Here is a 25,284-nt window from a genome sequence, read left to right as displayed (position 1 = left end):
CAGCGCCGTCCGCTTTGCGTTGCTTTTACCAGTGTACTCGACTAAGACAACCGCTTGATTTAGGAGGCAATTTCGGTTGTCCGCACCGGTCAGCGACGAAAAGCGCATGCATCGCCGAACCATGATCATTGCCGAGGCCGGCGTTAACCACAACGGCGATTGTGCCACGGCGCTGGCGCTGGTCGAGGCGGCGGCGCGTGCCGGCGCCGACGTCGTCAAATTCCAGTCATTTCGGGCTGACAAGCTGGCCACCGCCGAAGCCGCCAAGGCGAGCTATCAGCAGGTTACGACCGGCACCCAGCAATCCCAGCTCGAGATGCTGCGCGCGCTCGAACTGCGTGAAGACGACGAGCAGCGCATCGCGGCCGCCTGCGCCAAAGCCAACATCACCTATATGTCGACGCCGTTCGACGCCGACAGCGCGACGCATCTGGTCGAGCGCATCGGTGTCTCTACCTTGAAGGTCGGCTCGGGCGACCTGACCAATGCGCCGTTGCTGCTGCATCTTGCACGCTTTCGTCTTCCCATCATCCTGTCCACGGGCATGGCGACCCTCGCCGAAGTCGAGCAGGCGCTTGGCGTGATCGCGTTCGGCTATCTGCGTGAGGCAACCGCGCAGCCGACGGCGGCGGATTTCGCCAACATCCTGCTCGATCGCGAAACCTGGACGGAATTGCGCAGCAAGCTGACGCTGCTGCATTGTACGACGGAATATCCGGCCGATCCGCAGTCGATCAATCTGTGCGCGATGGGGACGCTCTCCAATGCGTTCGGGCTTCCCGTCGGTTTCTCCGACCACAGTCGCGGCATCCATGTAGCAGTTGCGGCGGTGGCGCTGGGCGCGACCGTTATCGAAAAGCATCTGACCCTTGATCGCAACCTGCCGGGCCCCGACCACCGCGCCTCGATCGAGCCCGATGAACTGGCCGCGATGATCGCCAATATCCGCGAAGTCGAAGCAGCGCTCGGCGACGGGCGCAAAATTCCGGCGCGGGAAGAGATCGCCAATCGATCGGTGGCGCGCCGAAGCCTGGTCGCGACCAGCGCGATCCGCAGCGGCGAGCGATTTACCGAACAAAATCTCGGTGTGAAGCGTCCGGGCGATGGCATATCGCCGATCGAATACTGGAGTTATCTCGGCAAGAAGGCCGATCGCGATTACGCGGCCAATGAGGCGCTGGAGCCATGAGCCTGATTGTGCTCTGTGCCGGCGGCCATGCCCGCGTTGTCATCGAGGCATTGCTCAGCCGAGGTACGCGTCCGAGCGCCGTGATCGACCGCGATTCCGCCCGCGTGGGCATGCTCATTGGAGGAGTGCCGATCACCGGTCCGGACGAAGACATCCTGAAGATGACGATCGACCAAGTCGAACTCGCCAACGGCCTCGGCAATCGGGCGTCGCGATCGAGTTCCGGACTATCGGCCCGGCGCGAGCTGTTCGACCGGTTTACGGCGCTGGGATACATGTTCCCGATTATAACCCATGCATCATCGGTGGTGGCATCCGATGCTTCCCTTGGCGACGGCGCTCAGGTAATGGCGGGTGCAATCATCCAGCCCGCGGCACGAATCGGCCGGAATGTGCTGGTGAATACCCGTGCGGTGGTCGAACATGATTGCCAGGTCGGCGATCACTGCCATATCGCACCGGGCGCGGTGCTGTGTGGCGGCGTCGTGGTCGGCGAGGGGGCGCATGTCGGCGCCGGTGCGGTGGTATTGGGTGGGGTTAGCGTGGGCGCCGGTGCCATTGTGGCCGCCGGGGCCGTTGTTGCGAAGAACGTCGAGGCCGGCGCGTTTGCCGGCGGCGACCGGGAATAACACGTTATGAACGGTGCATTTGTTGTCTGCGAGGATACACCCCTGATCGAGACGCTACGGCGCATCGATCAAGGCAATCTGCAGCTGGCGATCGTCGAGCGCGATGGAAAGATCGTCGGCACCGTGACCGACGGCGACGTGCGGCGCGCGCTGCTCGGCGGCGTCGGTCTCGATGCATCGGTCGATCTGGTCATGAACCGCACGCCGATCACCGCGCCGGTCGGGATCACCAACCCGGCGGCGCTCAACCTGATGCGCCGCCATTCGATCCATCAATTGCCGATTGTGGACGCGGACGGAAAAGTCGTCGAGGTCAAGCTGATCGACGATCTTGCGCTGGCCCAGCAAAGCGATCACTGGGTGGTGCTGATGGCGGGCGGCCTCGGTTCGCGGCTGAAGCCGCTGACCGATGAACTGCCAAAGCCGCTGATCAAGGTCGGCGACAGGCCGATCCTGGAAACCGTGCTCGGCGGTTTCGTGAAAGCAGGCTTCGGCAAGTTCTTCATCTCGGTCAACTACAAGTCAGAGATGATCCGCGACTACTTTGGCGACGGCTCGGCCTGGGGCGTCGACATCAGCTACCTCCAGGAAAACGAACGTCTCGGCACCGCCGGCGCGCTCTCATTGTTGCCGGAGCGGCCGAAGCAGCCGTTCTTCGTCATGAACGGCGATCTCCTGACTACCGTCAATTTCGAGCAGATGCTGAAATACCACCGCGAGCATCAGGCTTTCTCGACCGTCTGCGTGCGCGAGCATTCCGTCACCGTGCCGTTCGGGGTGATCGACTTCGACGATCACCGGCTGCTCGGCATACGCGAAAAGCCGACCCAGAAATTCTTTGTCAATGCAGGCGTCTATCTGCTGGACCCCGGCGTGCTCGATCATATCGACGAGAACGAAGTGGTCGACATGCCGACCTTGATCGAGCGGACCATTGCAGGCGGCAAGCAATCCGTGGTGTTTCCGCTGCGGGAATACTGGATCGACGTCGGCCGTCTCGACGATTTGCAGCGCGCTTCGGACGAATTTCAGAGGGTTTTCGGGTGAGCACCGACCGCTCCTTGCGCGAATTGATGTCGCTCGACGGGCGGGTTGCGCTGGTCACGGGGGGCGCCGGCCATATCGGCAGGGCGATCGGCGATGCGCTGGCCGAGCTTGGGGCCAGCGTCGCCGTCGTCGACCTTTCGCAGCCCGGCGCCGCGGCGGCCGCCGACGAGTTGAGCGGGCGCTGGACCGCCCCCGCCGCGGGCTTTGCCTGCGACCTGGAGCAGTCCGACCAGGTGCGCGATCTGCCCCGCCAGGTCCGCGGACGTTTTGGGCGGATCGATATCATCGTTAATTGCGCGGCCTTCGTCGGAACCAGCGGCCTGGAGGGCTGGGCGGTTCCCTTCGAACAGCAGTCGGACAAGACCTGGAGGAGGGCGCTCGAGGTCAATCTGACAGCCCCGTTCGTCCTGGTTCAGGCCGCTGCGGCCGACCTGAGGGCTTCCGGGCACGGCAGCGTCGTCAATATTTCCTCGATTTATGGGCTCTCCGGGCCCGATTGGCGGCTCTATGAGGGCACCAGCCTCGGCAACCCCGCCGCCTATGCCGCCAGCAAGGGCGGGCTGATCCAAGCCACCCGCTGGCTCTCCACGACCCTGGCGCCGCACGTCCGGGTCAACGCAATCGCACCGGGAGGCGTGTTTCGGGACACCCCGGAGCCGTTTTTGAGCCGCTATACCGCCCGCACGCCGCTGGGGCGGATGGGACGCGAGGAGGACTTCAAGGGAGCCGTGGCCTATTTGGCGACCGATTTATCTGCATACGTGACCGGCCAGTGCCTGGCGGTCGACGGTGGATGGACCGTGTGGTAATGGCACGGCAAATCATGAAACCGCGAGAACTCTTGAAATGTTGAGCTGTAGCAAGTGTCTGCTGCCGGAAACGGCAGAGGCAACGTCGTTCGACGACCACGGATCCTGCAGCGTTTGCGCGCAGATTGAAGTTCGCGACACCCAGATCAATTGGGATGAGCGCCATGCCCAGATGATGGAGCTTGTCGCGCAATACCGCGACAAGGGTCTTTACGACTGCATCGTTCCCTATTCCGGCGGCAAGGACAGCGTTTTCCAGCTCTGGTACGTGGTGAAGAAGCTGGGCCTGAAGCCGCTGGTGGTGCGCTTCGACCATTGGTTCTATCGTCCGCTGATCGAAGAGAACAACACCAGCGTGTTCAAGCAGCTCGGCGTCGACGTGCTGAACTTCACCCCGAACTGGCATGTCGTCCGCGAGCTGATGCTGGAATCGCTCAAGCGCCGCGGCGATTTTTGCTGGCATTGCCATACCGGCATCTACGCCCACACCATGCAGATCGCGATCCGCTACGAGACGCCGCTGTTGTTCTGGGGCGAGAGCCTTGCCGAATACCAGTCGTTCTATTCCTACGACGAGATGGAAGAGGTCGACGAGAAGCGCTTCAACCGCGCCATGAACCTCGGCATCACCGCCGACGACATGTACGAATTTTTGGGCGGCCGCGTCGCCAAGCGCGACCTGTATCCGTTCGTCTATCCGCCGCGCAAGGAACTGATGCGGATCAAGTGCCGCTCGATATGCCTCGGCAGCTACATCAAGTGGGACACCAAGAAGCACGTCGAGATCATCAAGCGCGAGCTCGGCTGGAAAGGCCAGGAAGTCGAGGGCATCCCACCGGAATACGACTACGAGAAGATCGAATGCTTCTTCCAGGGCGTGCGCGACTATTTGAAATACATCAAGCGCGGCATGGGACGCACCAACCATCTCGCCAATATCGATATCCGCAACAAGCGCATGACCCGCGAGGAGGGCGAGGCGCTGGTGCGGGAATTCGACGGCAAGCGGCCGCCGAGCCTCGACCTGTTCCTGGATTATCTGCAGCTCACTGAAGAACAGTTCCTTGGCATCGCGATCAAGCACGAGGTCAGCCCGTGGCAGTTTTCCCCAAACGCGGTGGAGCCGGGCAGGAAAATGCCTGACATGGACAAGTGGGACCGGACCTCGGTGCCGTGGCCGAACCATCCGGGTGTCGAAATCGGCGGCAAGGGGTGATTTTATCAGCGGCGCTGGGGTAGCGGCGGGGGAGCTAAGGCGATGTCAGACGTTGCGATCGTCGACTACGGCATCAACAATGTGCGATCGGTCCGCAATGCCGTCGAGTACTGCGGCTACAATCCGATTGTGACCCACGACGCCGACGCGATCGCCGATGCATCGCATGTGATCCTGCCCGGTGTCGGCGCCTTCGGCGACGCCATGCTCAACATCCGCGCCCGCGGCATCGACGAGTTGCTTGAACTTCACGTCCGTGAAAAGGGCAAGCCGTTCCTGGCCGTATGCCTCGGCATGCAATTGCTGGCGCAGTCTTCGGAAGAGCATGCCGATGACGGCGTCCTGCATCGCGGGCTCGGCTGGTTCGATGCCGATGTCGTGCGCCTGATGCCGAACGATCCTGCGCTGAAGATCCCGCATATGGGCTGGAACATGGTGGCCAGGGAGCGCGACCATCCGATCCTGGCCGGTATCCGCGAGAGCAATCTCGCATTCTATTTCGTGCACTCCTTCGCCATGCGCTGCAATAACTCGGGCGACGTCGTAGGCTTTGCACAATACGGTCAGTCCGTGACCGCGATCATCGCAAAAGACAATATCGCCGCCACTCAGTTCCACCCCGAGAAGAGCCAGGACAGCGGGATCGAGCTGATGAGCAATTTCCTGCGCTGGAATCCTTGAAAATTAGCCTGCGATGCTGAAGAAGCGCCTTATCCCGAAATTCCTGCTGCGCGACGGCAGGCTCGTCAAATATGTCCGCTTCTTCGAAAACGAGCGTGCCGCCGGCAATCCGGTGACGACCGCAAAAGTCTATAACGACTACGGCGTCGACGAGTTGATCGTGCTCGACATCGTGCCGAGCGAAGCCTCGCGCAGCCGCGTGGTCGATATCATCGAGCGGATGTCGGAAGAGATCTTCATGCCATTCACGGTCGGCGGCGGAGTCAAGACGCTTGAAGAAGTCAACATGCTGCTGCGCGCCGGCGCCGACAAGGTTTCGGTCAATTCGGAAGCGGTGCGGCGTCCCGAATTCGTCCGCGACGCGGCGCGGGTGTTCGGCGACCAATGCATCACGGTGTCGATCGATTACAAGAAGATCAGCCCCAACCACGCCAGCGTTTTCATCGACGGCGGCCGCGAGCATGCGGCCCTCGACCCGATCGAATGGGCGCGGCGCTGTGAGGACCTGCATTGCGGCGAGGTGCTGCTCGGTTCCATCGATCGCGACGGTACCATGAGCGGTTACGACCTCGACATGATCCACAGGGCTGCAAACGTGCTGGGCGTGCCCTTGATCGTCTCCGGTGGCTGTGGCTCACTGCAGCATGCGATCGATGCGCTGGAGGCCGGCGCGTCCGCAGTGGCGATCTCTTCGATGTTCCTCTTCACCGATCACAGCCCGATCAAGCTGCGCAGCCATCTCTTCTCGCGCGGCCTCGAGGTGCGGGCGAGCTCCAGCAGCAGGAACTAGTACCGTGCAGCTCTCGCTTCAGCGCAATGACCTCGCCGGCTATGTGCGGAAGCAGTTCGAGAACCTGTTTCCGGATGGCGCCGATCTCGGCGACTTGCCGAATTTCGTCGATCTCGCGCTTGGCCGGATCGAACATTGCTTCTCGCGCGTCAGGCTGAAAGGCTTTTTCGCCGATGGCGAAGCGCGTTTTTCGCATTGGCACTCCGACCAATACGCGATCTTTCTCTACTATCTCGCAAACAGCGCGTTCCGCGAGCGGCCCGGCCATCCCATCGCCGACAAGGCCTATGCGCTCAACAAGGCGCTGCACGCGCTGGATGCGTTCTATGAGGTCGAGCTGCCCGACGTGTTCGCGGTCCAGCATCCGGTCGGCACCGTGCTCGGCCGTGCGAACTATTCAGATTACTTCATCTGTTATCACAACTGCACGGTCGGCGCGAACCTCGAGAACGACTATCCGTCGTTCGGCCGCGGCATCGTGATGTATGGCGGCAGCCGCGTGATCGGGAAGACCGCCATCGGCAATAACACCTTCGTGTCGACCGGAGCGATCATCATTGATGGCGGCGCGCTCGCCGCCGACAGCGTGCTGCACGGCATCTATCCGAAGGCCGCGCGCTCGCCGACGTCGCGCAACGTGAGGCGCGATATTTTCGGGGTAGACGCCTGATCAGGTCAGACGCTTGAACCCGGAATGGGCGACCGGGCCGCGCAGCAATTGCTTGACGGCCTTCTGCTCCACTGCGGTGCGCAGCTCGCGGAACACCTCGTTCACGGTTTCCAGATAGCGGTCGACATGGGCGTCGGTATGCGTCCACATCGCGTAGAACGAGCCGGTGGCTAGAATGCCGCGGTCGAGCATCATCTGCGTGAACAATGTACGCACCTCCTGGGCGTCAGGCAGATCGAAGGCGAAATGCCCGAGCGGCGAAATGCCGGAGACATGCACCGGCAGGCCGGTTGCCTGTGACACCTCGGTCCAGCCCTTCTGAAGGCGGGTGCCGATCCGCATCAGATGCCTGGCGACATTCTGCTCGCGATGCTTGCGCAGAGTGGCAAGGGCTGCGACCGGTCCGACGCGCTCGGTCCAGGCGGTCGAGCTGACAAAGGTTTCCTGCGCAGCATCCATCACCGATGCCCGGCCGACGATCGCCGCCATCGGAAAACCGTTGGCGATGGCCTTGGCGAACACCGCGATGTCGGGGTCGACGCCATAGGCGAGGTGCGCGCCGCCGGAATTGATGCGAAGGCCCGACGTCACCTCGTCGAAGATCAGCACCGCGCCGCAGCGGTTGGCGAGTGCGCGGATGCCCTTGATAAAGGCGGGCTCGGGCTCGCTGGAGCGCACCGGCTCCATCACGATCGCGGCGAGCCGCTCGCCGTTCGCGGCAACGATCGCCTCGATCTCGTCGAGCTTGTTGAAGTGGAACGGATGCATCAACCCGGCGAGACCGCGCGGCACGCCCTTGGTGTCGAGGCCCGGCAGCAGGTGGCCGTCGAGTGCGGTGGTCTCGCCGAGATTGGCACTGAGATACCAATCGTGCCAGCCGTGATAGCCGCAGAATGCCACCATGTCGCGGCCGGTGGCCGCACGCGCGATTCGGATCGCGATCGCCATCGCTTCGCCGCCGGCGCGGCCGAAGCGGACCATGTCCGCCCAGGGATGCAGCTCGACCAGGAGTTCCGCGAGCTCGATATCCTCCGCGCAATTTAGCGTCGACATCGAGCCCATGTCGATTGCGGTCTTCACCGCCGCGTCGACGTCGGGATCGGCAAAGCCCAGGATAGTGGCACCGATGCCGCAATAGCTCATGTCGAGATAGGTCTTGCCGTCGAGATCGACGACTTCGGCCCCCTTGGCCGACTTGAAATAGGTCGGCCACTGCTCGGGCAGGAACATTTCGGGCCGTTTGGAGAGCAATTGCGTTCCGCCGGGCATGACCTTGCGCGCGCGCCGGTAAAGCGTTTGGCCAGTGCTCGACATCGCATGTTTCTCCCGTATGGAAAGCAGGCGGTGGATACCCCAAGCCTTTCGGTCAGGCAAGGTGCCGGGCCCAGCCTATGCTCGCAATCGAATTGTGTAAGCGTGTTCGCGACGGCACCGCCTGTCTTGGCGAGCCGTGCGTGACGCTCACCCGCAGAAAGATCTGCGGCCAAGGGCGTCTTCAGCTCGTTTGACCGCTTCTGCGGTCCATCCTTGCCCGCCTGACATCGTTGACGACGCGGCGATAAAGCGCAAGTGCAGCTTCTGCGCGGTATTTGTGGGCAACGCTGACCGCTCGTATTCCCTTTTCGGTCGTCGCCTGACGGTCTCGTGCAGCCTCCCGGATCGCCCGGGCAAGCTCTATCGGATCCTCGGGCGGCACGACCCATCCGATGGCCTCTTCGGCGAGCACAAGGGCGCCTTCAGAATTTGCCTCTGACGCGACAACGGACGGCCGGCCGACGGCCAACAGGTTGTAGAGGCGGCTCGGAATCGACACGCCGGCGATATTTCGGCGATAGGGTATGACCCAAAGATCCGCCGCGGACAGAAACTCGATCAGCTCATCCTCGGGGACCGGGCTCAGGATCGTGACGTTGGCGAGTTTTTCCTGCGCGAGCAGATCATTCAGTTCTCTCCAGCCAACGCCCCATCCGGACAGGATGAAATGAATGTCGTTCTCCGACTGCAGCAGTTTTGCGGCTTCAAACACCGTTGCAGGGGAGTGGGTAAAGCCCAGATTGCCTGATAGTCCGACGATGAATTTGGAAGCATCCGGAGCGCGGAAACGGCTGGATGGGTCGATCTTCTGATATCCGATCGGGATCAGCGGCCAATTGGGGATGATGTGAAGCTTGTCCGGTTTGACGCCTGGATACTTCAGGATCAGGGGCGGCACATCGCGTCCGATGACGATGACGGCGTCCAGGCTTCGAAACAGGAGCGTGTTGGCGGAACGGATGAGCCGGGCTGCAAAGGACCTGGATTGGATCAGGCCGGCCGCTTCGAGCGCTTCGGGATAGAGATCATGGATGAGGAGCAGCGTGGCCGCGCCGCGCAGTTTCGCCGCCAGAAGCACGGTGTAAGGCAATGTGAAAGGAGACGTTATGCAGAAGACGACGTCGCTGGATGTTGCTCGCCTCAAGACCGAGAAGAACATCCGCACTGCCACTAGGCATACCGCCGCCGCGCGTTGCACGAGCGCGGACTTGCGCGGGCTCCAGTTTCTGATTTCGACAATGGCCGGATTGCTGCGCGGGTCTGCGCTGAGCGAATCCGGGTTGGGCGTGGCGGAAATAACGACAACCTGGTTATCTGCCGCAAGTGTATCGGCGATCTTGCCCAGATACACCGCCGTCGTGCTCGTATCCGGAGGATAGAACTGAGTAGCGAGGATCAGCTTTGCAGAGTTGTGCATGTGTGAGGGCTGTCTGAAATATGGAGCTCTGATAGTCGATCTGTCGACTGTTCCATTCGGTATGTTTTGTAGACGAGTCTGATACCTTCCTCCAGCGGCGTGCTGGCGCGCCAGCCGAGCCTGGCCAGCCGGCTGACGTCCAGCAGTTTTCGCGGGGTGCCGTCGGGTCGTGAAGTGTCGAAACTTATTTCCCCGGCATAGCCGACGGTCGCCGCGACCACGCGGGCGAATTCGGCGATCGTGATGTCCTCGCCGGTGCCGATATTGACCAGCTCATCGCCGGAATAGCTCTTCATCAAATGGATGCAGGCATCGGCAAGATCGTCGACATAGAGGAATTCGCGCCGCGGCGTGCCGGTGCCCCAGACCACGACTTCCCTGGCGCCGGACATCTTCGCCTCGTGGAAGCGGCGGATCAGGGCGGCCACGACGTGGCTGTATTCGGGATGATAATTGTCGCCGCTGCCGTACAGATTGGTCGGCATCACATTGATGAAGTCGGCGCCATACTGGCTGCGATAGGCCTCGACCATCTTGATCCCCGCGATCTTGGCGATCGCATAGGGCTCGTTGGTCGGCTCCAGCGGCCCCGTCAGCATCGAGTCCTCGCGCAACGGCTGCGGCGCCAGCTTCGGATAGATGCAGGACGAGCCTAAGAACATCAGCTTCTCGGCGCCGTTGACATGCGCCGCATGGATCACATTCGCCGCAATCGCCAGATTGTCGTAGAGAAATTCGGCGCGCAGCGTGTTGTTGGCGACGATGCCGCCGACCTTGGCGGCGGCGAGAAACACCACCTGCGGGCGCTTGGCGGCAAACCATTTGTTGACCGCGGCCTGATCGCGCAGATCGGCCTCGCTGCGGCTCGCCGTCAGCAGTTCGACATCTTCCGCCGCCAGCCGGCGCATCAGCGCAGACCCGACCATGCCGCGGTGCCCGGCGACGTAGACCGTCTTGCCCTTCAGCTCAAACGGAAGGCTTGCCATTGGCGACCTCCCGCCTTGCGTCATCGAGATCGCTCGCGACCATTTCCTTGACCAGCTGGGCGAACGACGTCCTGGGCTGCCAGCCGAGCTTCTCGCGCGCCTTGCTGGCATCGCCGACCAGAAGATCGACTTCGGTCGGCCGGAAGTAGACCGGATCGATCCGGACCAAGGTCTTGCCGGACTTGGCGTCGACGCCGGTCTCGTCGACACCCTTGCCGCGCCATTCAATGCGGCGGCCGACTTCAGCAAACGCCAGTTCGACGAACTCACGCACCGAACGGGCCTCGCCGGTCGCCAGCACGAAATCGTCGGGCGCGTCCGCCTGCAATATCCTATGCATGCCCTCGACGTAATCCCGGGCATGGCCCCAGTCGCGCTTGGCCTCGAGATTGCCGAGATAGAGCACCTCATCGATGCCGGTTTCGATGCGGGCGACACTGCGCGTGATCTTGCGCGTCACAAAGGTCTCGCCGCGGATCGGGCTCTCATGGTTGAACAGGATACCGTTCGAGGCATAGATGCCGTAGGCCTCGCGGTAGTTCACCGTGATCCAGTAGCCGTACAGCTTGGCGACGCCGTAAGGCGAGCGCGGATAGAACGGCGTGGTCTCCTTCTGCGGCACCTCCTGGACCAGACCGTAGAGTTCCGAGGTCGAGGCCTGATAGAACCGCGTCTCCTTCTCCATGCCGAGAATGCGGATCGCCTCCAAGAGCCGCAGCACGCCGATGGCGTCGGCATTGGCGGTGTATTCCGGGCTTTCGAAGCTGACGCCGACATGGCTCTGGGCGGCGAGGTTATAGATCTCGGTCGGCCTGATCTGCTGCATCAGCCGGATCAAATTGGTCGAGTCGGTCATGTCGCCGTAGTGCAGCAGGAACGGCACGTTGCGGGAATGCGGATCCTGGTAGAGGTGGTCGATGCGGGCGGTGTTGAACGAGGACGATCGCCGCTTGATGCCGTGGACCTCATAGCCGAGGCCGAGCAGATATTCGGCAAGATAGGCGCCGTCCTGGCCGGTGACGCCGGTGATCAGCGCAACAGGCGGTTTTCCTATCATGCCTTCAACCTGTTCAAGAATTTCGGATCCGACGTACCATAGGCGCGCAACGCGAAACTAGCGATTATTAGCTGCGCAGTATCGTCATCGAATTGAAGCCATACTCGTTGGACGAATTCAGTTCAAGAAATTCGTCACAACATTCGGTCAAAAGCGCCTAGTCAAGCCAAATCACTTCAATCCGTGCTACTCAAGCACCGATTCTCCGCATGGCCTGCCTAAGGAAGTCGAGCGCGAACCAAGTCACGTCCGAGCCTCGCCTCCTGGCAAGGCTTGGGCCCGCCAGCGTGAACCGGCGGGCCAGTTAGAAAAGCAATACTATGGCTGCTGATGTGGCAGGACGGCTCGGTATGAACGGCCATTCGTCGCTGGGTTACTATTGTCGCTTGACGAAAATACGAAACCCTGGCCTCGCCAATGTGAGAAACGGCCCCTTCCAAGCTTTATAATGTCTGCGTGTGAGCTGTGAGGCGGACCGAGGGGCTTGTCGTCTTCGTATATCATTACGGACGAGCGCTGGTTGTCGTCCTCGGAATCGGCTTCGCCCAATCGCGCGCTTTTAGGAACCCAACTATGTGCGACCACAGCATGGTGCGAGTCTCCCAATCGCTCGAAGCCGCGAAGGACAATCTCTTTTCCTGAGGAAGGGGGATAGGAATACTTGAAATAAGAGGCGAGCGCGAAATAGCTGGTGATGCCGGCTATCGCTAATGCGCATTTCAGTTTTCGACTGACTTGCACGGGCGGTATTCCACCGTGAGCTTGTGCAACTACTACGGGTAGTATGGATTTTCTATCACTTGGCCGACATAAGACCGAAATCGAGGAGTTGGACGATTAGGCACCTGAGTTTCCGATCACGAGGTTCGCTCTACAATCAACTTTACGAGAATGGCGCATGTCTTGGATCGGCACAGCAGCAATCTCGGATGTAGCAATTTAAGTCAAGGCCGCTTTTTTACATCGAGAAGTACCGGACGACGATGTGTTGGTCTTCAAGCGATAATACTGATCCTGTGATAAATGGTAGAAAACCTATTGGATAGTCAGATCACCGAAATTTGAAAAGCCACATTAGCATCGTGCATCAATTGCCGCTGGAAGAAATTTGGTCCCGCGTATGATTACAAGATTGACTTCAAGAAATGTTCGAGGTTATCACCCCGAAACAAATATCCTTTTATCCCTGCTGCTCGTGCGGCCTCTAAATCAGTGAGCTTATCTCCTACGAGACTGCTTCGACTGACGTCCACTGGAAACCGGTCCAAGAGATCGTTGATCATACCCGGTGCGGGCTTGCGCCGATTGCTTACTTGACGATACCGTTCTATTGGCGCTTGGGGATGATAAGGGCAGTACTCGAAGGCATCTATGTGAGCTCCAATCTTAGCTAAATCGTGCGCCATCCACGCATGTATCGCTTCAACATGGCTTTCCTCGTAGAAGCCTCTGGCTACGCCAGATTGGTTCGTAATCACGAATACAAAATATCCAGCATCATTGGCGAGCTTCACCGCTGCGCGTGCGCCATCTATCCACTTTAGCTTGCTGATTTCGAAGACGTAGCCGCAATCTTCGTTCAGCACGCCGTCCCGGTCAAAGAAAATTGCTGGCCTCTTCATCTCACTGTCTTAACGCGGGGAGTACTATCATGCCAAGACTGCTCCAGCCGCGAAACTGTTAGCCGTATACAGGGATGTCGGATCGTAGGGATTTTTCAAGCGATCTGATCGCCAATACCAATCGAGGCTCGCCGATCCAATCGTTGTACGTCTGTAAGCGAGACGATCGAAGGCGCCACGCCGTTCGACAGGGCTCTACGCTTCCGCGCGATCTGCCGATGCAGCATGTCTTGTTGCGTGGCTGCGAGGGCAGGAATGCTTCAGGATCTTACCATGCTGCGAAAGATCCTGTTATCTGCGAATTCTGCGAAAAATGAAACCGGGCTCGCCCGTGTCCGGTGCCAAGGTATTGGCAATCACGAACGCTATTCGCTCAAGATGGTTCCCAGCCGATCGCAAGTAGCTTCGTTGGCGGAGCTACCAGTGGCCGACCAATCCGGTCCCAGGTCGAAATTTGGCCCGTCGCCTTCAGGCACGCCTTGATCCAGCTTTCGGGGAAGGGGATCAAGCCGGGTGATCTGCCGAGACCGGCGCGGTGACGCGCGATGAGATCTGCGACCGTGACCAGTTTCGGGTCCGATACGATAAAGGTCTCTCCCCGAGCGCGGGGGTTGCTCAAGGCGGTCTCGACCGCCAAGTTGAAATTCTGAATCGACAATATGGACCGTTGTGCCGTTAGCGCTCCGAATGGTAGCGGGACCGGCAGCCGCGAAAGCCGATGGACGATAGCGAAATTTCCTTTCTCACCTTCGCCATAAATTACGACCGGTCGCAAGATGGTAAAGGAAATGCCGGCTGCGCGAATGGCCTGTTCGCCGGCAAATTTGGATCGTCCATACGCATTGCTTGGTGTCGGAAAATCATCCTCAGTCAGGTCATGATCCGCGTAAGCACCGGACTGGGCGGCGATGGACGAAATGAATACCAAATGTTTCGTCGCGCCGCGAGATATGGCGCGCGCTAGCGCCGATGTCGCGCGATGGTTGATGCGATCGTAAAGGGCGTCACCGGCGTACTTGTGAGCGATGCCCGCAAGATGAACCACAGTGTCGCATTGGTCTAGAACGGGGCACCAATCGAACAGCTTCGAGAGATCCGGCAACGGAACTGCGGTGACGTTCGGATTCTCGAAAGTGGCTGTCGCTCTCGATGCGGCAATCACCCTGTATCCCCGCGTGGCAAGGAAGGGAACCAAGTGTCGCCCGACGAACCCGTCGGCGCCCGTCACAAGCACCCTGGGTTTTTCCTTGTTGGTGCTATTGTGTGAGCCGGACGCGGCGGAACGCATTTGCGCGTCGACCGGGCCGTGAGCCGGCCTCGCTCGTGAAATCATCACTGGGATATCCACCTTCCGCTGAATTTCCCGCTGCATATCCTGCGCACAAGGCTCTTGAGGTCAATTGAATGATTTACTCGCCTCAGTATAGCCGTACGAATCACCCGAGGGCAACCGAGGGTTTAACCACGAGTTCCCGCCTCATGGACATGACTGTGGAATGGGTCCTTAGTCCGCATTGCGACCGCTTGTGTTCACACCAGCTTGAGCAAGATGATTGCAGTGGTGGGTGCGACAGAGTGGCACTGTGAACTCATCGCTGACCTTGCGTCCTAATGCTCTCGGTTGAGCGAATTTTAGGTGGTGTGGATCAGACGGGGTTTGTTGGCAGATCAGGCAAGGCTGTCCTCGTACGAAAGATAGGTGGAGCTTGCTTCGCTTACGCACCGGCTCTTTCGGCAGGAGAGCAATTCCGACGTACGCATTCGAGTTAGTGAAGAGGGATTTGGCAGAACGAACCCAAAGCCGAGCACCAAGCAAGCGGGGCTAGTTGCGCTCGTCGGATACCACCTTGCCGTCATTCGGCAGCGCGCCAGCGCCGACCAGTTCCACATTGCCGCCGAGTTTCGTCACCGCGCGCAGGCTCGCGGCTAGTTCCTCCTTGAGCGTCTCGCCGGGCGCCGCCGTTTCCGCCTTCAGCGTCATCAGATCGCTTTCGCCGGAACGCGTAACCACGAGGCGCAGTCGTCCGAGTTCGGGATGGCGCTTGCCGATCTCGGCGATCTGCTCGGGGCGCACGAACATGCCCTTGACCTTGGTGGTCTGGTCGGCGCGGCCCATCCAGCCCTTGATGCGCATGTTGGTTCGTCCGCACGGGCTTGCGCCCGGCAACGCCGCCGTGAGGTCGCCGAGCGCGAGGCGGATCCAGGGATGCTGCGGATCGAGCGAAGTGACGACGATCTCGCCGACGTCGCCGGGCGCTACGGGGTCACCGGTGCCGGGACGTACGATTTCCATGATCAGGTCCTCGTTGACGACCATGCCATCGCGCGCCGGCGTCTCGAAGGCGATCAGGCCGAGGTCGGCGGTGCCGAATGCCTGATAGGCATCGATGCCGCGCGACTTCACCTCGTCCTGCAGCGATTTCGGAAACGCCGCGCCTGATACCATCGCGCGCTTGATCGAGGAAACGTCGCGCCCCGCACTTGCGGCGGCGTCGAGCAGAATCTTGAGGAAGTCCGGCGTGCCGCTATAGCCGATCGGCTGATAGGCCTCGATCAGTTCGAACTGCTGCTCGGTATTGCCGGGGCCGGCCGGAATCACCGCACAGCCCAGCGCCCGCGCCGAAGCGTCGAAGATGAAGCCGCCGGGCGTCAGATGGTAGCTGAAGGTGTTGAGCACCACGTCGCCGGGCCGGAAACCCGCCGCAAACAACGCCCGCGCGCCGCGCCAGGGGTCGGCGTGAACGGGCTCGGGCTCGAAGATCGGCCCCGGCGAGGTGAACAGCCGCCCGAACGACCCCAAAGGCCCGGCCACGAAACCGCCGAAGGGAGGCGCAGCCTTGTGCAGGGCTGGGAGTTCCGACTTGCGGAGCACCGGCAGGCGCGCCAGCGCGGCGCGGCTGGTTATAGCAGCGGGGTCGACGCCCTTCAGGCGCTCGGCATAGGCCGGCGCGGCCAGTGCCTTGCGCAGGACGTCCGGCAGCCGGGACAACAACTCCGCCTCGCGTTTGGCCGGCTCGCGCGTCTCGAGCGCGTCGTAATGGTCCGTCATGACGAATTCCCCAAGTTAGGGTCGATTGCGCGCCGCCTCTGACGTGGTATCAGACGGCGGCTACCGGTTTTGTTGATGTTCCAGGGGACGCAATGGCTGAAGGACACCCCGCTGCGGCGGCAGATGCTGGCGTTTCGGCCGACATCGTCGCCAAGCTGAAGCTTCGCATGATCGACCACTGCCTGCCGCTGTGGTCGACCGAAGGCTGGGACCACAAGGCGGGTGGCTTCGTTGACCGGCTCGATTCCGACGGCCGTGCCGATGCCTCGGCGCCGCGGCGGGTTTTCGTGCAGGCGCGCCAGATCTATTGCTACGCCAAGGCGGCGCAGATGGGCTGGTATCCCGACGGCCGCACGATCGCGCTGAAGGGGCTGGAGCACCTCTTGAGCAAGGCGAAAGCCCCCGACGGCAAACCCGGCTTCGTCCACACATTGACGCCTGATGGCACGGTGCTGGATCCGCTGCGCGATTCCTACGACCACGCCTTCGTGCTGCTGGCGCTGGCCACCGTCTACGGGCTCGATCGCGACGCGCAGATACGCGCCGAGATCGATGCGCTGTGCCATTTCATCGACACCCAGTTGCGCTCGCCGCACGGCGGGGTTCACGAAGGATTGCCGGTGTCGCTGCCGCGGCGGCAGAATCCGCAGATGCATCTGTTCGAAGCGATGATCGCGGCGTTCGACGCGACGCATGACACGGTGTTCCAGAACAGGTCCGGTGACTTCTTCGCGCTGTTCCTTGCCAATCTCTACGACAAGCAGCGGCAGGTGCTTGGCGAGTACTTTGAGGAAGATTTTTCGAAGATCGAGCCCGTCAGCGTGGAACCTGGACACCAGGCGGAATGGGCTTGGCTGCTGAAGGGCTTTGAACGCATCACCGGCTGCCCGACCGGGCGCTACCGCGGCGAACTGCTGGCGTCGGCGCTGCGCTATCGCGACGAGGCCACCGGCTGCCTGATCGACGAGGGCGGCGCAGGCGGCAACATCAAACGGCATACGCGCCGGCTGTGGCCGCAGACCGAAATCGCCAAGGCGTGGATCGCGCAGGCTGAGTCGGGCGAGGCGGGGGCTGCGGATGAAGCGCGCGCGGCGTTGGCGCGGCTCGAACGGCATTATCTCAGCCATCCCGTGGCGGGCGGCTGGTACGACCAATTCGATCGCGACGGCAACTCGCTGGTCGCCACCATCCCTGCATCTTCGTTTTATCATGTTCTTTGCGCGGTTGCGGAAGCGGAGCAGGTGCTCGAGTGAGCATCTGATTCTTTTGTTTTGACGCGTTTTCTTCACGCGAACCGGTCTCCACTTCGCTCGAAACGCTATGGTTCACAGCCACCGCTTTCGCCGCTTGAAGCTTTTCAGGTTCTTGAAGCTCCTACGCTGGTCGCCGGCGCCACCGAGGTAGAATTCCTTGACGTCCTCGTTGTCGCGCAATTCGTCGGCCGTGCCGTCGAGCACCACCTTGCCCTGTTCCATGATGTAGCCGTGGCTCGCGACCGACAGCGCCGCGCGCGCGTTCTGCTCCACCAGGAGGATGGTGACGCCGAGGTCGCGGTTGATTGCCTTGATGATCCCGAACACCTCCTTGACCAACAGCGGGGACAGGCCCATCGACGGCTCGTCCATCAGGATCATCTTGGGCCGCGCCATCAGCGCGCGGCCGATCGCCAGCATCTGCTGCTCGCCGCCGGAGAGATAGCCGGCGAGCCCGGTGCGCTCCTTCAGCCGCGGGAAATATCTGAAGACCATGTCGATGTCGTTGCCGACCTCGTTGTCGGTGCGGGTGAAGGCGCCGAGCTTCAAATTCTCGATCGACGTCATGTCGGAAATGATGCGGCGGCCTTCCATCACCTGAAAGATGCCGCGGCGGACGATCTTGTCGGGGTCGATGCCGTCGATGCGCTCGCCGTCGAAGACGATTTCGCCGCGGATGACTTCGCCGTCCTCGGTCTTGAGCAGGCCCGAGATCGCCTTCAGCGTCGTCGACTTGCCGGCGCCGTTGGCGCCAAGCAGCGCCACGATCGCGCCCTTCGGCACCTCGAGGCTCAGGCCGCGCAGCACCAGGATGACCTTGTCGTAGACCACTTCGATGTTGTGGACGCTGAGGAGTGGGGCGGCGGCTTGCGCCGCCGGTGCGCGATCCATTTGAGTTGCTTCAGTCATGTCTGATCACCTCTTGCCGTCATCACCCGCCTTGTGCGCAATTGCGCACTGGAGCGGGTGATCCAGTATTCCAGCGGCGCCTGCAATCGACCGAAACGCTGCGGCGTACTGGATCCCGCTTTCGCGGGGATGACGACGGAGTGTTGGGGTCGCCCGGAGGCGACCCGGGAAATCACCAGCCGAGCCACTCGGGCTTGCGCGGCAGGTCGATCGTCTTCACCTTCTCCATCTTGATGCCGCCATTCTTGATCAGATCGTTGAGCGGGGCGTCGGTCGAGCCTGCAACCTTCATGCGATAAAGATCGACCTTGAGCGTGCCGCGGTGATCCTTCTCGGTGAAGGTCGAGGGATTGCAGACGCCTTCTCCTCCTGCGGGCACCCAATCCTTTTTCTGATAGAAGCCCTTCTTGACGTTCTCGCCGGTGGCGCCGCCGTTCTTGGCTGCCCATTCGACGGCTTCCTTCATGTAGAGCGCGGTGCAGACGCCGGCGAGGTAATGCACGGGACGGTAGGTGGTACCGGCCGCGTCCGACATCTTGGAGATTTCCATGAAGGTCTTCATGCCGGGAGCGTTGCCGCCCCATGCTACCGCGGTGCGCAGCGGGAACACCACGCCGTCGGCGGCAGCACCTGCGGCCTTGGCGGCGTTCTCGTCCATGCCCCAGACGTTGCCGAGGAACTGCACATCGACGCCCGCCGCCTTGCAGGCGTTGAGTACGGAGATGTTCGAGCCGGCGGTGTTGCCGAGATAGGCGTAGTTGGCGCCCGAGCTCTTCAGGGTCAGGCACTGCGCGCTGTAATCGCCGGGCGTCAACGCGAAGACGATCGGCGGCAGCAGTTCGAAGCCGAGCTCGGCGGCAATCGCTTCACCGGCGGCCTTCGGCGCGTTCGGATAGGGGTGGTTGGCGCCCATATGGACGAATTTCGGCTTGCCGGGCTTGCCCTTGGACTTCCAGTCCTCGGCGGCCCAGGTCAGCATGCCGCGAACCGCGTCCGAGTAGCTCGGGCCGTAGAAGAAGTTGTAGGGAGCAGGCTTGGCCTTGCCACCGGCGCCTGTCGGATCGGAGAGCGCCGCGGCATAGGATGCCGAAATATCCGGGATCTTGTCCTGGGCCAGGAATCCCGTCAGCGCTTCGGTGTCTGCGGTGCCCCAGCCGAGAATGGCGGCGACCTTGTCGGAGCCGGACCACTTCTTGTACTGGGCGATCGCGCGCGGCACCTGGTAGCCGTAGTCGACGGTATCGAGGTTGACCTTGGCGCCGTTGATGCCGCCGCTCTTGTTGATCCACGCATAGGTGTCCGCGACACCCTGTCCGAACGGCGTTCCGACGTCCGAGGTGGGGCCCGAATAGTCGGTGAGATGCCCCAGCGCGACCTGGGCCTGCGACGTCGTTGCGGCGCTCGCCAGCAGGAGAGCCAGTGAGGCGGTGCTCAGTAGAGTCTTCATCGTCATGGACTAATCCTCCGGTTATTTCTCGAGGTCTTCTTGTTGTCCGTCCCGTTCCGACCTCAATGCGAGAACGGGTAGAGTTTCCAATATGCCTTGATCTGCCGCCAGCGATGCGCGAGCCCGTCCGGTTCGAACACCAGAAAGACGATGATGATGATTCCGATCGCCATCTCGCGTAGGAAAGCGATGTTGTTCTTCAATCCCAGGAACTGGTCGATCGGACTGCCGCGCAGTGCGACGCTGAGCCATTCCATCGATTCCGGCAGCAGCACCATGAAGGCCGTTCCCATCAGCGTGCCCATGATCGAGCCGAGCCCGCCGATGATGATCATCGCCAGGAAGATGATCGAGCGATCGATGCCGAAACCTTCGTTGGAGACCACCTGATTGTAATGCGCATAGAGCGCGCCGCCGACGCCGGCAAAGAACGCGGCGAGACCGAACGACAGCGTCCGGTACTTGGTCAGGTTGATGCCCATGATCTCGGCGGACAGGTAATGGTCGCGCACCGCAATCAGCGCGCGTCCGTCGCGCGAGCGGATCAGGTTGGTGACGAGCAGGTAACAGACGACGACATAGGCCAGCACGACGTAGAAATACTGCTTATCGCCGCGCAGCATGTAGCCGAAGATCGAGAACGGCTCGGCGCTGGCGGGAACGCTGCCGCCGGTGAACCATTCGGCGCGGGCAAAGAAGTCGAGCAGGATGTATTGCGCCGCCAGCGTGGCGATCGCCAGATAAAGCCCTTTCAGCCGCGCCGCGGGCAGGCCGAAGATCAATCCAACGGCCGCCGTCACGACACCCGCGAGCGGAATGCAAAAGAAGACGGGAATCCCGAACCGGTTCGAGAGATAGGCCGACGTGAAGGCGCCGAAGCCAAAAAACGCGGCGTGGCCGATGGAAATCTGGCCGGTGAAGCCGACGACGATGTTGAGGCCGAGCGCGGCGATGCCGAAGATGCCGATCTGGATCAGCAGGCTGAGGATATATTCGTTGACGACGTGCGGCGCAAAGCAGACCAGCACGATGCCGGCGATCATGGCGTTGCGGCTGGTCGCGGTCGGAAACACGGTGGTATCCGCCGCATAGCTGGTGCGGAAATCGCCGGCGGGAATGAGGGTCTGGCCTGCCATAATTGTTTACACCCGCTCGATGTCTTTAGTGCCGAACAGGCCGTACGGCTTGATCATCAGGATAATGATGAGCGCATAGAACGGCGCGATCTCGTACAGATTGCCCCAATGCAGATACTCGCTGTCGAGAAAATGCGCGAAGTTTTCCAACAGCCCGATGATGATGCCGCCGAGCACCGCGCCGCCAACGCTGTCGAGACCGCCGAGGATCGCGGCTGGAAACACCTTGACGCCGTAGGCCGATAGCCCGGCCGAGACGCCGTTGACGACGGCCACCACCACGCCCGCGACGGCGGAGACGGTCGCCGAAATCGCCCAGGCCATCGCGAACACGCTCTTCACGGAGATGCCGAGCGATTGCGCCACCTGCTGGTTGAACGCGGTGGCGCGCATGGCGAGACCATATTTGGAGAGGCGAAAGAACCACGCCATTCCCACCATCATCGCCACCGAGACCGCGAGGCTCATCAGATAGACGGTCTGCACCTGCAGCCCGAGGATGTTGACGTTCTGCGTCTGGAAGATGCGTGGGAACGGCTGCAAATTGACGCCAAACATCCACTTCATCAGCGCGGAAAATACCGTCGACAACGCGATCGTCACCATGATCACGGAAATGATCGGCTCGCCGATCATCGGGCGCAGGATGACGATCTGGATGGCGATGCCGAACAGGAACATGAAGACCAGCGTGATCGGCATACCCAGATAGAACGGCACCTGATATTTGGTGAGCAGCCACCAGCATACCCAGGCGCCGACCAGCAGCAATTCGCCCTGCGCGAAGTTCACGACCTGGGTTGCCTTGTAGATCAGCACGAACGACATCGCGACCACGCCATAGAGCGTGCCGACCACGAGGCCGTTAACCAGAAGCTGGATCAGGAGCTGGGTGTTCATGCGAAGTCACCGAACGTACACGCTGTCATCGCCGGGCTTGACCCGGCGATCCATCGCCTAAAAAAGTGATTTTCCGAAAGAGGATGGATGCGCGGGTCAAGCCCGCGCATGACGATCAGTTTTGCGGGGCCGCTGGTAGACATCAGCTTCATTCCGCGGCCTCCGCCATCGGCGCATCATGGCCGAGATCGACCACCCGGAGCGTGGTGCGGATGCGCTGGGTGGTGCCGTCCTGGAAACGGATTACGGTGTCGACGGGAATATCGCTCTTGCCGCCATAGATCGCGTCGATGATGTCGGCGTATTTCTCGTTGATGACGTTGCGGCGCACCTTTCGGGTGCGGGTCAGTTCGCCGTCATCGGCGTCGAGCTCCTTGTAGAGCAGCAGGAAGCGGGAGATGCGTTGCGGCGGCGGCAGCGTGGCGTTTACGCCCTCGACCTCCTTGCGCAACAGCGCATAGACCTCGGGCCGCGAGGAAAGATCGGTGTAGGTCGTGAACGAGATGCGGTTCTTCTCCGCCCATTTCGAGATGATCGAGTAGCGGATGCAGATCATCGCCGCCAGCGTGTCGCGGCCGGCACCGAGCACGACCGTCTCGGCGATGTAGGGTGAGAACTTGAGCTTGTTTTCCAGATATTGCGGCGAGAAGCGCTCGCCGCGCGAGGTCTCGGCGAGATCCTTGATGCGGTCGATGACGACGAGTTGGCTGTCGGCGTTGAAATAGCCAGCGTCGCCGGAGTGCATCCAGCCGTCCTTCATGTCGGCGGCCGAGGCTTCCGGATTCTTGTAATAGCCCACGAACATGTTGGGGTGACGTACCACGATTTCGCCGACGCCGTTGACATCGGGATTGTCGACGCGGATCTCGATATCGGCCGCCATCGGCACGCCCGTCGTATCCGGATCGACCTTACCGAAGGGGTGCAGCGTGTAGGCCCCAAGCATCTCGGTCTGGCCATAGAGCGTGCGCAGCGGCACGCCCATGGCGCGGAAGAACTTGAAGGTATCCGGCCCAAGTGCGGCACCGCCGGTCGCGGCCGAGCGCAGCCGCGTGAAGCCGAGCCGGTCGCGCAGCGCGCGGAACAGCAGCTGGTCGGCCAGCATCGAACGCTTTCCCTGCGCCAGCGCCGAAAGCCCCGCCTTCATGCCGATGTCGTAGAGTTTTTGCTTGAGCGGCGAGGAGTCCATCACGTTGGCGCGCACATCGGCGGCGATCGATTCCCAGAGCCGCGGCGCGAACAGCACGAAGGTCGGCGCGATCTCGCGGAAGTCGTGCATCATGGTCTCGGGTTCTTCGACGAAGTTGACCTTCATCCGGCAGAGCAGCCCTTTGCCGAGCGCGTAGACCTGTTCCATGATCCAGGGCAGCGGCAGCACCGAGACATATTCGTCGTCCGGCCCCTTCGGATCGAACGCCAGATAGGTCGCGCAATGCTTGAGAACGCGCCCGGCCGCCAGCATCGCCAGCTTGGGGTTGGCCGTCGTGCCCGAGGTGGTGCAGAGGATCGCAACATCCTCGCCCTGAGTCGCGTCGACGAGGCGGTCATAGAGGCCGGGCTCGCGCGCGGCGCGGTCGCGCCCCATCGTGGCGAGTTTTTCGGCTTCCATCAGGCGCGGATCGTCGTATTTCCGCATGCCGCGCGGATCGGAATAGACGATGTGCTTGAGATTGGGCGCGCGGTCGGCCAGCGCCAGCAGCTTGTCGACCTGCTCCTCGTCTTCGGCGAACACCAGTTTGGCGTCGCCATAGCTGAGCAGATAGGCCGCTTCCTCGTCCAGCACGTCGCGATAAAGGCCGAGGCTCATGGCGCCGATGGCATGCGTCGCGATTTCGGCGGCCACCCAGTCGGGGCGGTTGTCGCCGATGATGCCAATGACGTCGCCACGCCCAAGACCGAGTTCGACCAGGCCGAGCGCGAAGTCGTGCACGCGCGTCTGATAGGCGTTCCAGGTGAAGACGCGCCACAACCCGAGATCCTTTTCGCGCAACGCGATCTCGCCGCTGTGCTCCCGGGCATTGAGGCGCAACAGTTTTGGAAAGGTATCCGCCTGGGCGGCGCGTCCGGCGTAGTCCATCATGCCACGCTCTCCCGTGGCGCCGGCGTATCGTCGGGATCGACCAGGACCTCATCCTCTTCGCCGAGATAGGCGCGCTTCACATGGGGATCGGCGAGCACCGACGCCGGATCGCCCTCGGCGATCTTGCGGCCGAAATCCAGCACCATAACGCGGTGGGAAATGTCCATCACCACGCCCATATCGTGCTCGATCATCATGACGGTCATGCCGAACTCTTCGTTGAGATCAACGATGTAGCGCGCCATGTCCTCCTTTTCCTCGAAGTTCATGCCGGCCATCGGCTCGTCGAGCAGGATCAGCTGCGGTTCCAGCGCCATGGCGCGGGCGAGCTCGACGCGCTTGCGCAGGCCGTAGGGCAGGGTGCCGGCGGTGGCCTTGCGCACCGACTGCAGGTCGAGGAAATCGATGATCTCCTCCACCTTGCGGCGATGCTCGAGTTCCTCGCGCCGGGCGCCGGTCAACCAGTACAGCGAGCCCGTGATGAAATTGTTCTTCAGGAGGTGGTGCCGCCCGACCATGATATTGTCGAGCACGCTCATATGATGGAACAGCGCCAGGTTCTGGAAAGTGCGGCCGATGCCTAGGGCGGGCCGCGCGTTCGGATTGAGGCCGGTGATGTCCTTGCCGCGGTAGAACAGCTGGCCTTCGGTCGGCTTGTAGCGGCCCGAAATGCAATTGACGATGGAGGTCTTGCCGGCGCCGTTCGGGCCGATGATCGAGAACAATTCGCCCTCGTTCACGCCAAACGAGACTTCGGTCAGCGCACGAACGCCACCGAAGCGCAGAGAAACCCCGCGCACTTCCAACGTGTAAGCCACTCATTCCCTCCAGATACGGCGCTTGAGCAGCGCTCTTTATCTATCGTTTGCAATGCGCGATCCTACATCGGCGGTGACGGGCAAGCCATCCGACTATCGGTAGTGGCCGATGCCCCGCGTCACGCGTGGTAGCGTCGCACCCCCGCCGCGCCATAGGCCGCGCGTATCGAGGTGGTTCTCCTTAGGGCAATGCGATAGTTTGAAATGTCTTTTGCCTGACAATTGGTCAGGAAATTTCACCAGGCGGCACTCCTGTTGCAGTGCA

General features: G+C 61.5%; 23 protein-coding genes and 1 pseudogene. 9 read left to right on the top strand and 15 right to left on the bottom strand.

Features of this window, described 5'->3' with window-relative positions:
• Positions 1 to 106: 106 nt before the first annotated feature.
• The 8 genes from neuB to V1279_RS22385 are packed head-to-tail and all read left to right on the top strand — an operon-like array spanning position 107 to position 7,031.
• Positions 107 to 1,189 (top strand): N-acetylneuraminate synthase, encoded by a 1,083-nt coding sequence (gene neuB, locus V1279_RS22420; protein ID WP_334440254.1) that lies wholly within the window; start codon positions 107 to 109, stop codon positions 1,187 to 1,189.
• The gene (locus tag V1279_RS22415) at positions 1,186 to 1,818 is read left to right on the top strand and encodes an acetyltransferase (RefSeq protein ID WP_334440251.1); all 633 of its coding nucleotides are present in this window, start codon (positions 1,186 to 1,188) and stop codon (positions 1,816 to 1,818) included. Before neuB ends, V1279_RS22415 begins: the two co-directional genes overlap by 4 nt.
• Positions 1,819 to 1,824: 6 nt before the next feature.
• Complete coding sequence (locus tag V1279_RS22410; RefSeq protein WP_334440248.1) at positions 1,825 to 2,865, top strand: nucleotidyltransferase family protein; 1,041 nt, start codon at positions 1,825 to 1,827, stop codon at positions 2,863 to 2,865.
• Positions 2,862 to 3,674, top strand: a complete 813-nt coding sequence (locus V1279_RS22405) for an SDR family oxidoreductase (RefSeq protein WP_334440245.1) — start codon at positions 2,862 to 2,864, stop codon at positions 3,672 to 3,674. The genes V1279_RS22410 and V1279_RS22405 overlap by 4 nt, the downstream gene beginning before the upstream one ends.
• 37 nt (positions 3,675 to 3,711) lie before the next feature.
• The gene (locus V1279_RS22400; protein ID WP_334440243.1) at positions 3,712 to 4,890 is read left to right on the top strand and encodes an N-acetyl sugar amidotransferase; all 1,179 of its coding nucleotides are present in this window, start codon (positions 3,712 to 3,714) and stop codon (positions 4,888 to 4,890) included.
• A gap of 42 nt (positions 4,891 to 4,932) precedes the next feature.
• Positions 4,933 to 5,571, top strand: coding sequence for an imidazole glycerol phosphate synthase subunit HisH (hisH, locus tag V1279_RS22395; protein WP_334440239.1), 639 nt, complete (start codon positions 4,933 to 4,935; stop codon positions 5,569 to 5,571).
• A 13-nt stretch (positions 5,572 to 5,584) separates the two neighbouring features.
• Positions 5,585 to 6,361, top strand: coding sequence for an imidazole glycerol phosphate synthase cyclase subunit (locus V1279_RS22390; protein WP_334440236.1), 777 nt, complete (start codon positions 5,585 to 5,587; stop codon positions 6,359 to 6,361).
• A 4-nt stretch (positions 6,362 to 6,365) separates the two neighbouring features.
• Positions 6,366 to 7,031: a hypothetical protein gene (locus tag V1279_RS22385; RefSeq protein WP_334440234.1), complete on the top strand. Its 666-nt coding sequence runs from the start codon at positions 6,366 to 6,368 to the stop codon at positions 7,029 to 7,031.
• On the opposite strand, the gene V1279_RS22380 is transcribed toward V1279_RS22385, so the two are convergent.
• The 8 genes and pseudogenes from V1279_RS22380 to V1279_RS22345 form a co-directional block, all read right to left on the bottom strand.
• Positions 7,032 to 8,345: an aminotransferase class III-fold pyridoxal phosphate-dependent enzyme gene (locus V1279_RS22380; protein ID WP_334440232.1), complete on the bottom strand. Its 1,314-nt coding sequence runs from the start codon at positions 8,343 to 8,345 to the stop codon at positions 7,032 to 7,034.
• A gap of 181 nt (positions 8,346 to 8,526) precedes the next feature.
• On the bottom strand, positions 8,527 to 9,696 hold the full coding sequence (locus tag V1279_RS22375) for a glycosyltransferase family 4 protein (protein ID WP_334440230.1): 1,170 nt from the start codon (positions 9,694 to 9,696) through the stop codon (positions 8,527 to 8,529).
• A 44-nt stretch (positions 9,697 to 9,740) separates the two neighbouring features.
• The gene (gene fcl / locus V1279_RS22370; RefSeq protein ID WP_334440228.1) at positions 9,741 to 10,748 is read right to left on the bottom strand and encodes a GDP-L-fucose synthase; all 1,008 of its coding nucleotides are present in this window, start codon (positions 10,746 to 10,748) and stop codon (positions 9,741 to 9,743) included.
• Entirely contained in the window at positions 10,729 to 11,805 is a 1,077-nt protein-coding gene (gmd, locus tag V1279_RS22365; RefSeq protein WP_334440225.1) for a GDP-mannose 4,6-dehydratase, read from the bottom strand. The genes fcl and gmd overlap by 20 nt, the downstream gene beginning before the upstream one ends.
• Positions 11,806 to 12,929: 1,124 nt before the next feature.
• A complete protein-coding gene (locus V1279_RS22360; RefSeq protein ID WP_334440222.1) occupies positions 12,930 to 13,427 on the bottom strand; it encodes a D-glycero-alpha-D-manno-heptose-1,7-bisphosphate 7-phosphatase in 498 nt (165 codons plus the stop codon).
• Positions 13,428 to 13,800: 373 nt separating this feature from the next.
• Positions 13,801 to 14,799 (bottom strand): NAD-dependent epimerase/dehydratase family protein, encoded by a 999-nt coding sequence (locus V1279_RS22355; RefSeq protein WP_334440219.1) that lies wholly within the window; start codon positions 14,797 to 14,799, stop codon positions 13,801 to 13,803.
• Positions 14,800 to 14,985: 186 nt separating this feature from the next.
• Positions 14,986 to 15,162 (bottom strand): annotated as a pseudogene (locus tag V1279_RS22350) (DUF968 domain-containing protein); the annotation flags it as partial.
• An 87-nt stretch (positions 15,163 to 15,249) separates the two neighbouring features.
• Positions 15,250 to 16,476: a phenylacetate--CoA ligase family protein gene (locus V1279_RS22345; RefSeq protein WP_334440216.1), complete on the bottom strand. Its 1,227-nt coding sequence runs from the start codon at positions 16,474 to 16,476 to the stop codon at positions 15,250 to 15,252.
• A 92-nt stretch (positions 16,477 to 16,568) separates the two neighbouring features.
• Between V1279_RS22345 and V1279_RS22340 the strand changes: the two genes are divergently transcribed.
• Complete coding sequence (locus tag V1279_RS22340) at positions 16,569 to 17,729, top strand: AGE family epimerase/isomerase (RefSeq protein WP_334440213.1); 1,161 nt, start codon at positions 16,569 to 16,571, stop codon at positions 17,727 to 17,729.
• A gap of 72 nt (positions 17,730 to 17,801) precedes the next feature.
• Here V1279_RS22340 and V1279_RS22335 read toward each other — a convergent pair whose 3' ends face one another.
• The 7 genes from V1279_RS22335 to V1279_RS22305 form a co-directional block, all read right to left on the bottom strand.
• Entirely contained in the window at positions 17,802 to 18,638 is an 837-nt protein-coding gene (locus tag V1279_RS22335; RefSeq protein ID WP_334440210.1) for an ABC transporter ATP-binding protein, read from the bottom strand.
• Positions 18,639 to 18,810: 172 nt separating this feature from the next.
• Entirely contained in the window at positions 18,811 to 20,091 is a 1,281-nt protein-coding gene (locus V1279_RS22330) for an ABC transporter substrate-binding protein (protein ID WP_334440208.1), read from the bottom strand.
• A 56-nt stretch (positions 20,092 to 20,147) separates the two neighbouring features.
• On the bottom strand, positions 20,148 to 21,221 hold the full coding sequence (locus tag V1279_RS22325) for a branched-chain amino acid ABC transporter permease (RefSeq protein WP_334440206.1): 1,074 nt from the start codon (positions 21,219 to 21,221) through the stop codon (positions 20,148 to 20,150).
• A gap of 6 nt (positions 21,222 to 21,227) precedes the next feature.
• A complete protein-coding gene (locus tag V1279_RS22320) occupies positions 21,228 to 22,121 on the bottom strand; it encodes a branched-chain amino acid ABC transporter permease (RefSeq protein ID WP_334440204.1) in 894 nt (297 codons plus the stop codon).
• On the bottom strand, positions 22,118 to 22,273 hold the full coding sequence (locus tag V1279_RS22315) for a hypothetical protein (protein ID WP_334440202.1): 156 nt from the start codon (positions 22,271 to 22,273) through the stop codon (positions 22,118 to 22,120). The genes V1279_RS22320 and V1279_RS22315 overlap by 4 nt, the downstream gene beginning before the upstream one ends.
• Positions 22,270 to 24,201 (bottom strand): long-chain fatty acid--CoA ligase, encoded by a 1,932-nt coding sequence (locus V1279_RS22310; RefSeq protein ID WP_334440200.1) that lies wholly within the window; start codon positions 24,199 to 24,201, stop codon positions 22,270 to 22,272. The genes V1279_RS22315 and V1279_RS22310 overlap by 4 nt, the downstream gene beginning before the upstream one ends.
• On the bottom strand, positions 24,198 to 25,019 hold the full coding sequence (locus V1279_RS22305; RefSeq protein ID WP_334440198.1) for an ABC transporter ATP-binding protein: 822 nt from the start codon (positions 25,017 to 25,019) through the stop codon (positions 24,198 to 24,200). The genes V1279_RS22310 and V1279_RS22305 overlap by 4 nt, the downstream gene beginning before the upstream one ends.
• Positions 25,020 to 25,284: the final 265 nt, after the last annotated feature.

It is taken from the genome of Bradyrhizobium sp. AZCC 1610, from assembly GCF_036924515.1.
Classification (GTDB): Bacteria; Pseudomonadota; Alphaproteobacteria; order Rhizobiales; family Xanthobacteraceae; genus Bradyrhizobium.
The sequence above is the reverse complement of the archived record's forward strand: the minus strand, read 5'-3'. Positions and strand labels throughout refer to the sequence as shown.

Coding starts and splice junctions, on each gene's coding strand:
- neuB (WP_334440254.1), top strand. CDS start 107: ATGCATCGCCGAACCATGATCATTGCCGAGGCCGGCGTTAACCACAAC.
- V1279_RS22415 (WP_334440251.1), top strand. CDS start 1,186: ATGAGCCTGATTGTGCTCTGTGCCGGCGGCCATGCCCGCGTTGTCATC.
- V1279_RS22410 (WP_334440248.1), top strand. CDS start 1,825: ATGAACGGTGCATTTGTTGTCTGCGAGGATACACCCCTGATCGAGACG.
- V1279_RS22400 (WP_334440243.1), top strand. CDS start 3,712: ATGTTGAGCTGTAGCAAGTGTCTGCTGCCGGAAACGGCAGAGGCAACG.
- hisH (WP_334440239.1), top strand. CDS start 4,933: ATGTCAGACGTTGCGATCGTCGACTACGGCATCAACAATGTGCGATCG.
- V1279_RS22390 (WP_334440236.1), top strand. CDS start 5,585: ATGCTGAAGAAGCGCCTTATCCCGAAATTCCTGCTGCGCGACGGCAGG.
- V1279_RS22380 (WP_334440232.1), bottom strand. CDS start 8,345: ATGTCGAGCACTGGCCAAACGCTTTACCGGCGCGCGCGCAAGGTCATG.
- fcl (WP_334440228.1), bottom strand. CDS start 10,748: ATGGCAAGCCTTCCGTTTGAGCTGAAGGGCAAGACGGTCTACGTCGCC.
- gmd (WP_334440225.1), bottom strand. CDS start 11,805: ATGATAGGAAAACCGCCTGTTGCGCTGATCACCGGCGTCACCGGCCAG.
- V1279_RS22360 (WP_334440222.1), bottom strand. CDS start 13,427: ATGAAGAGGCCAGCAATTTTCTTTGACCGGGACGGCGTGCTGAACGAA.
- V1279_RS22355 (WP_334440219.1), bottom strand. CDS start 14,799: ATGCAGCGGGAAATTCAGCGGAAGGTGGATATCCCAGTGATGATTTCA.
- V1279_RS22345 (WP_334440216.1), bottom strand. CDS start 16,476: ATGACGGACCATTACGACGCGCTCGAGACGCGCGAGCCGGCCAAACGC.
- V1279_RS22340 (WP_334440213.1), top strand. CDS start 16,569: ATGGCTGAAGGACACCCCGCTGCGGCGGCAGATGCTGGCGTTTCGGCC.
- V1279_RS22335 (WP_334440210.1), bottom strand. CDS start 18,638: ATGACTGAAGCAACTCAAATGGATCGCGCACCGGCGGCGCAAGCCGCC.
- V1279_RS22330 (WP_334440208.1), bottom strand. CDS start 20,091: ATGACGATGAAGACTCTACTGAGCACCGCCTCACTGGCTCTCCTGCTG.
- V1279_RS22325 (WP_334440206.1), bottom strand. CDS start 21,221: ATGGCAGGCCAGACCCTCATTCCCGCCGGCGATTTCCGCACCAGCTAT.
- V1279_RS22320 (WP_334440204.1), bottom strand. CDS start 22,121: ATGAACACCCAGCTCCTGATCCAGCTTCTGGTTAACGGCCTCGTGGTC.
- V1279_RS22315 (WP_334440202.1), bottom strand. CDS start 22,273: ATGAAGCTGATGTCTACCAGCGGCCCCGCAAAACTGATCGTCATGCGC.
- V1279_RS22310 (WP_334440200.1), bottom strand. CDS start 24,201: ATGATGGACTACGCCGGACGCGCCGCCCAGGCGGATACCTTTCCAAAA.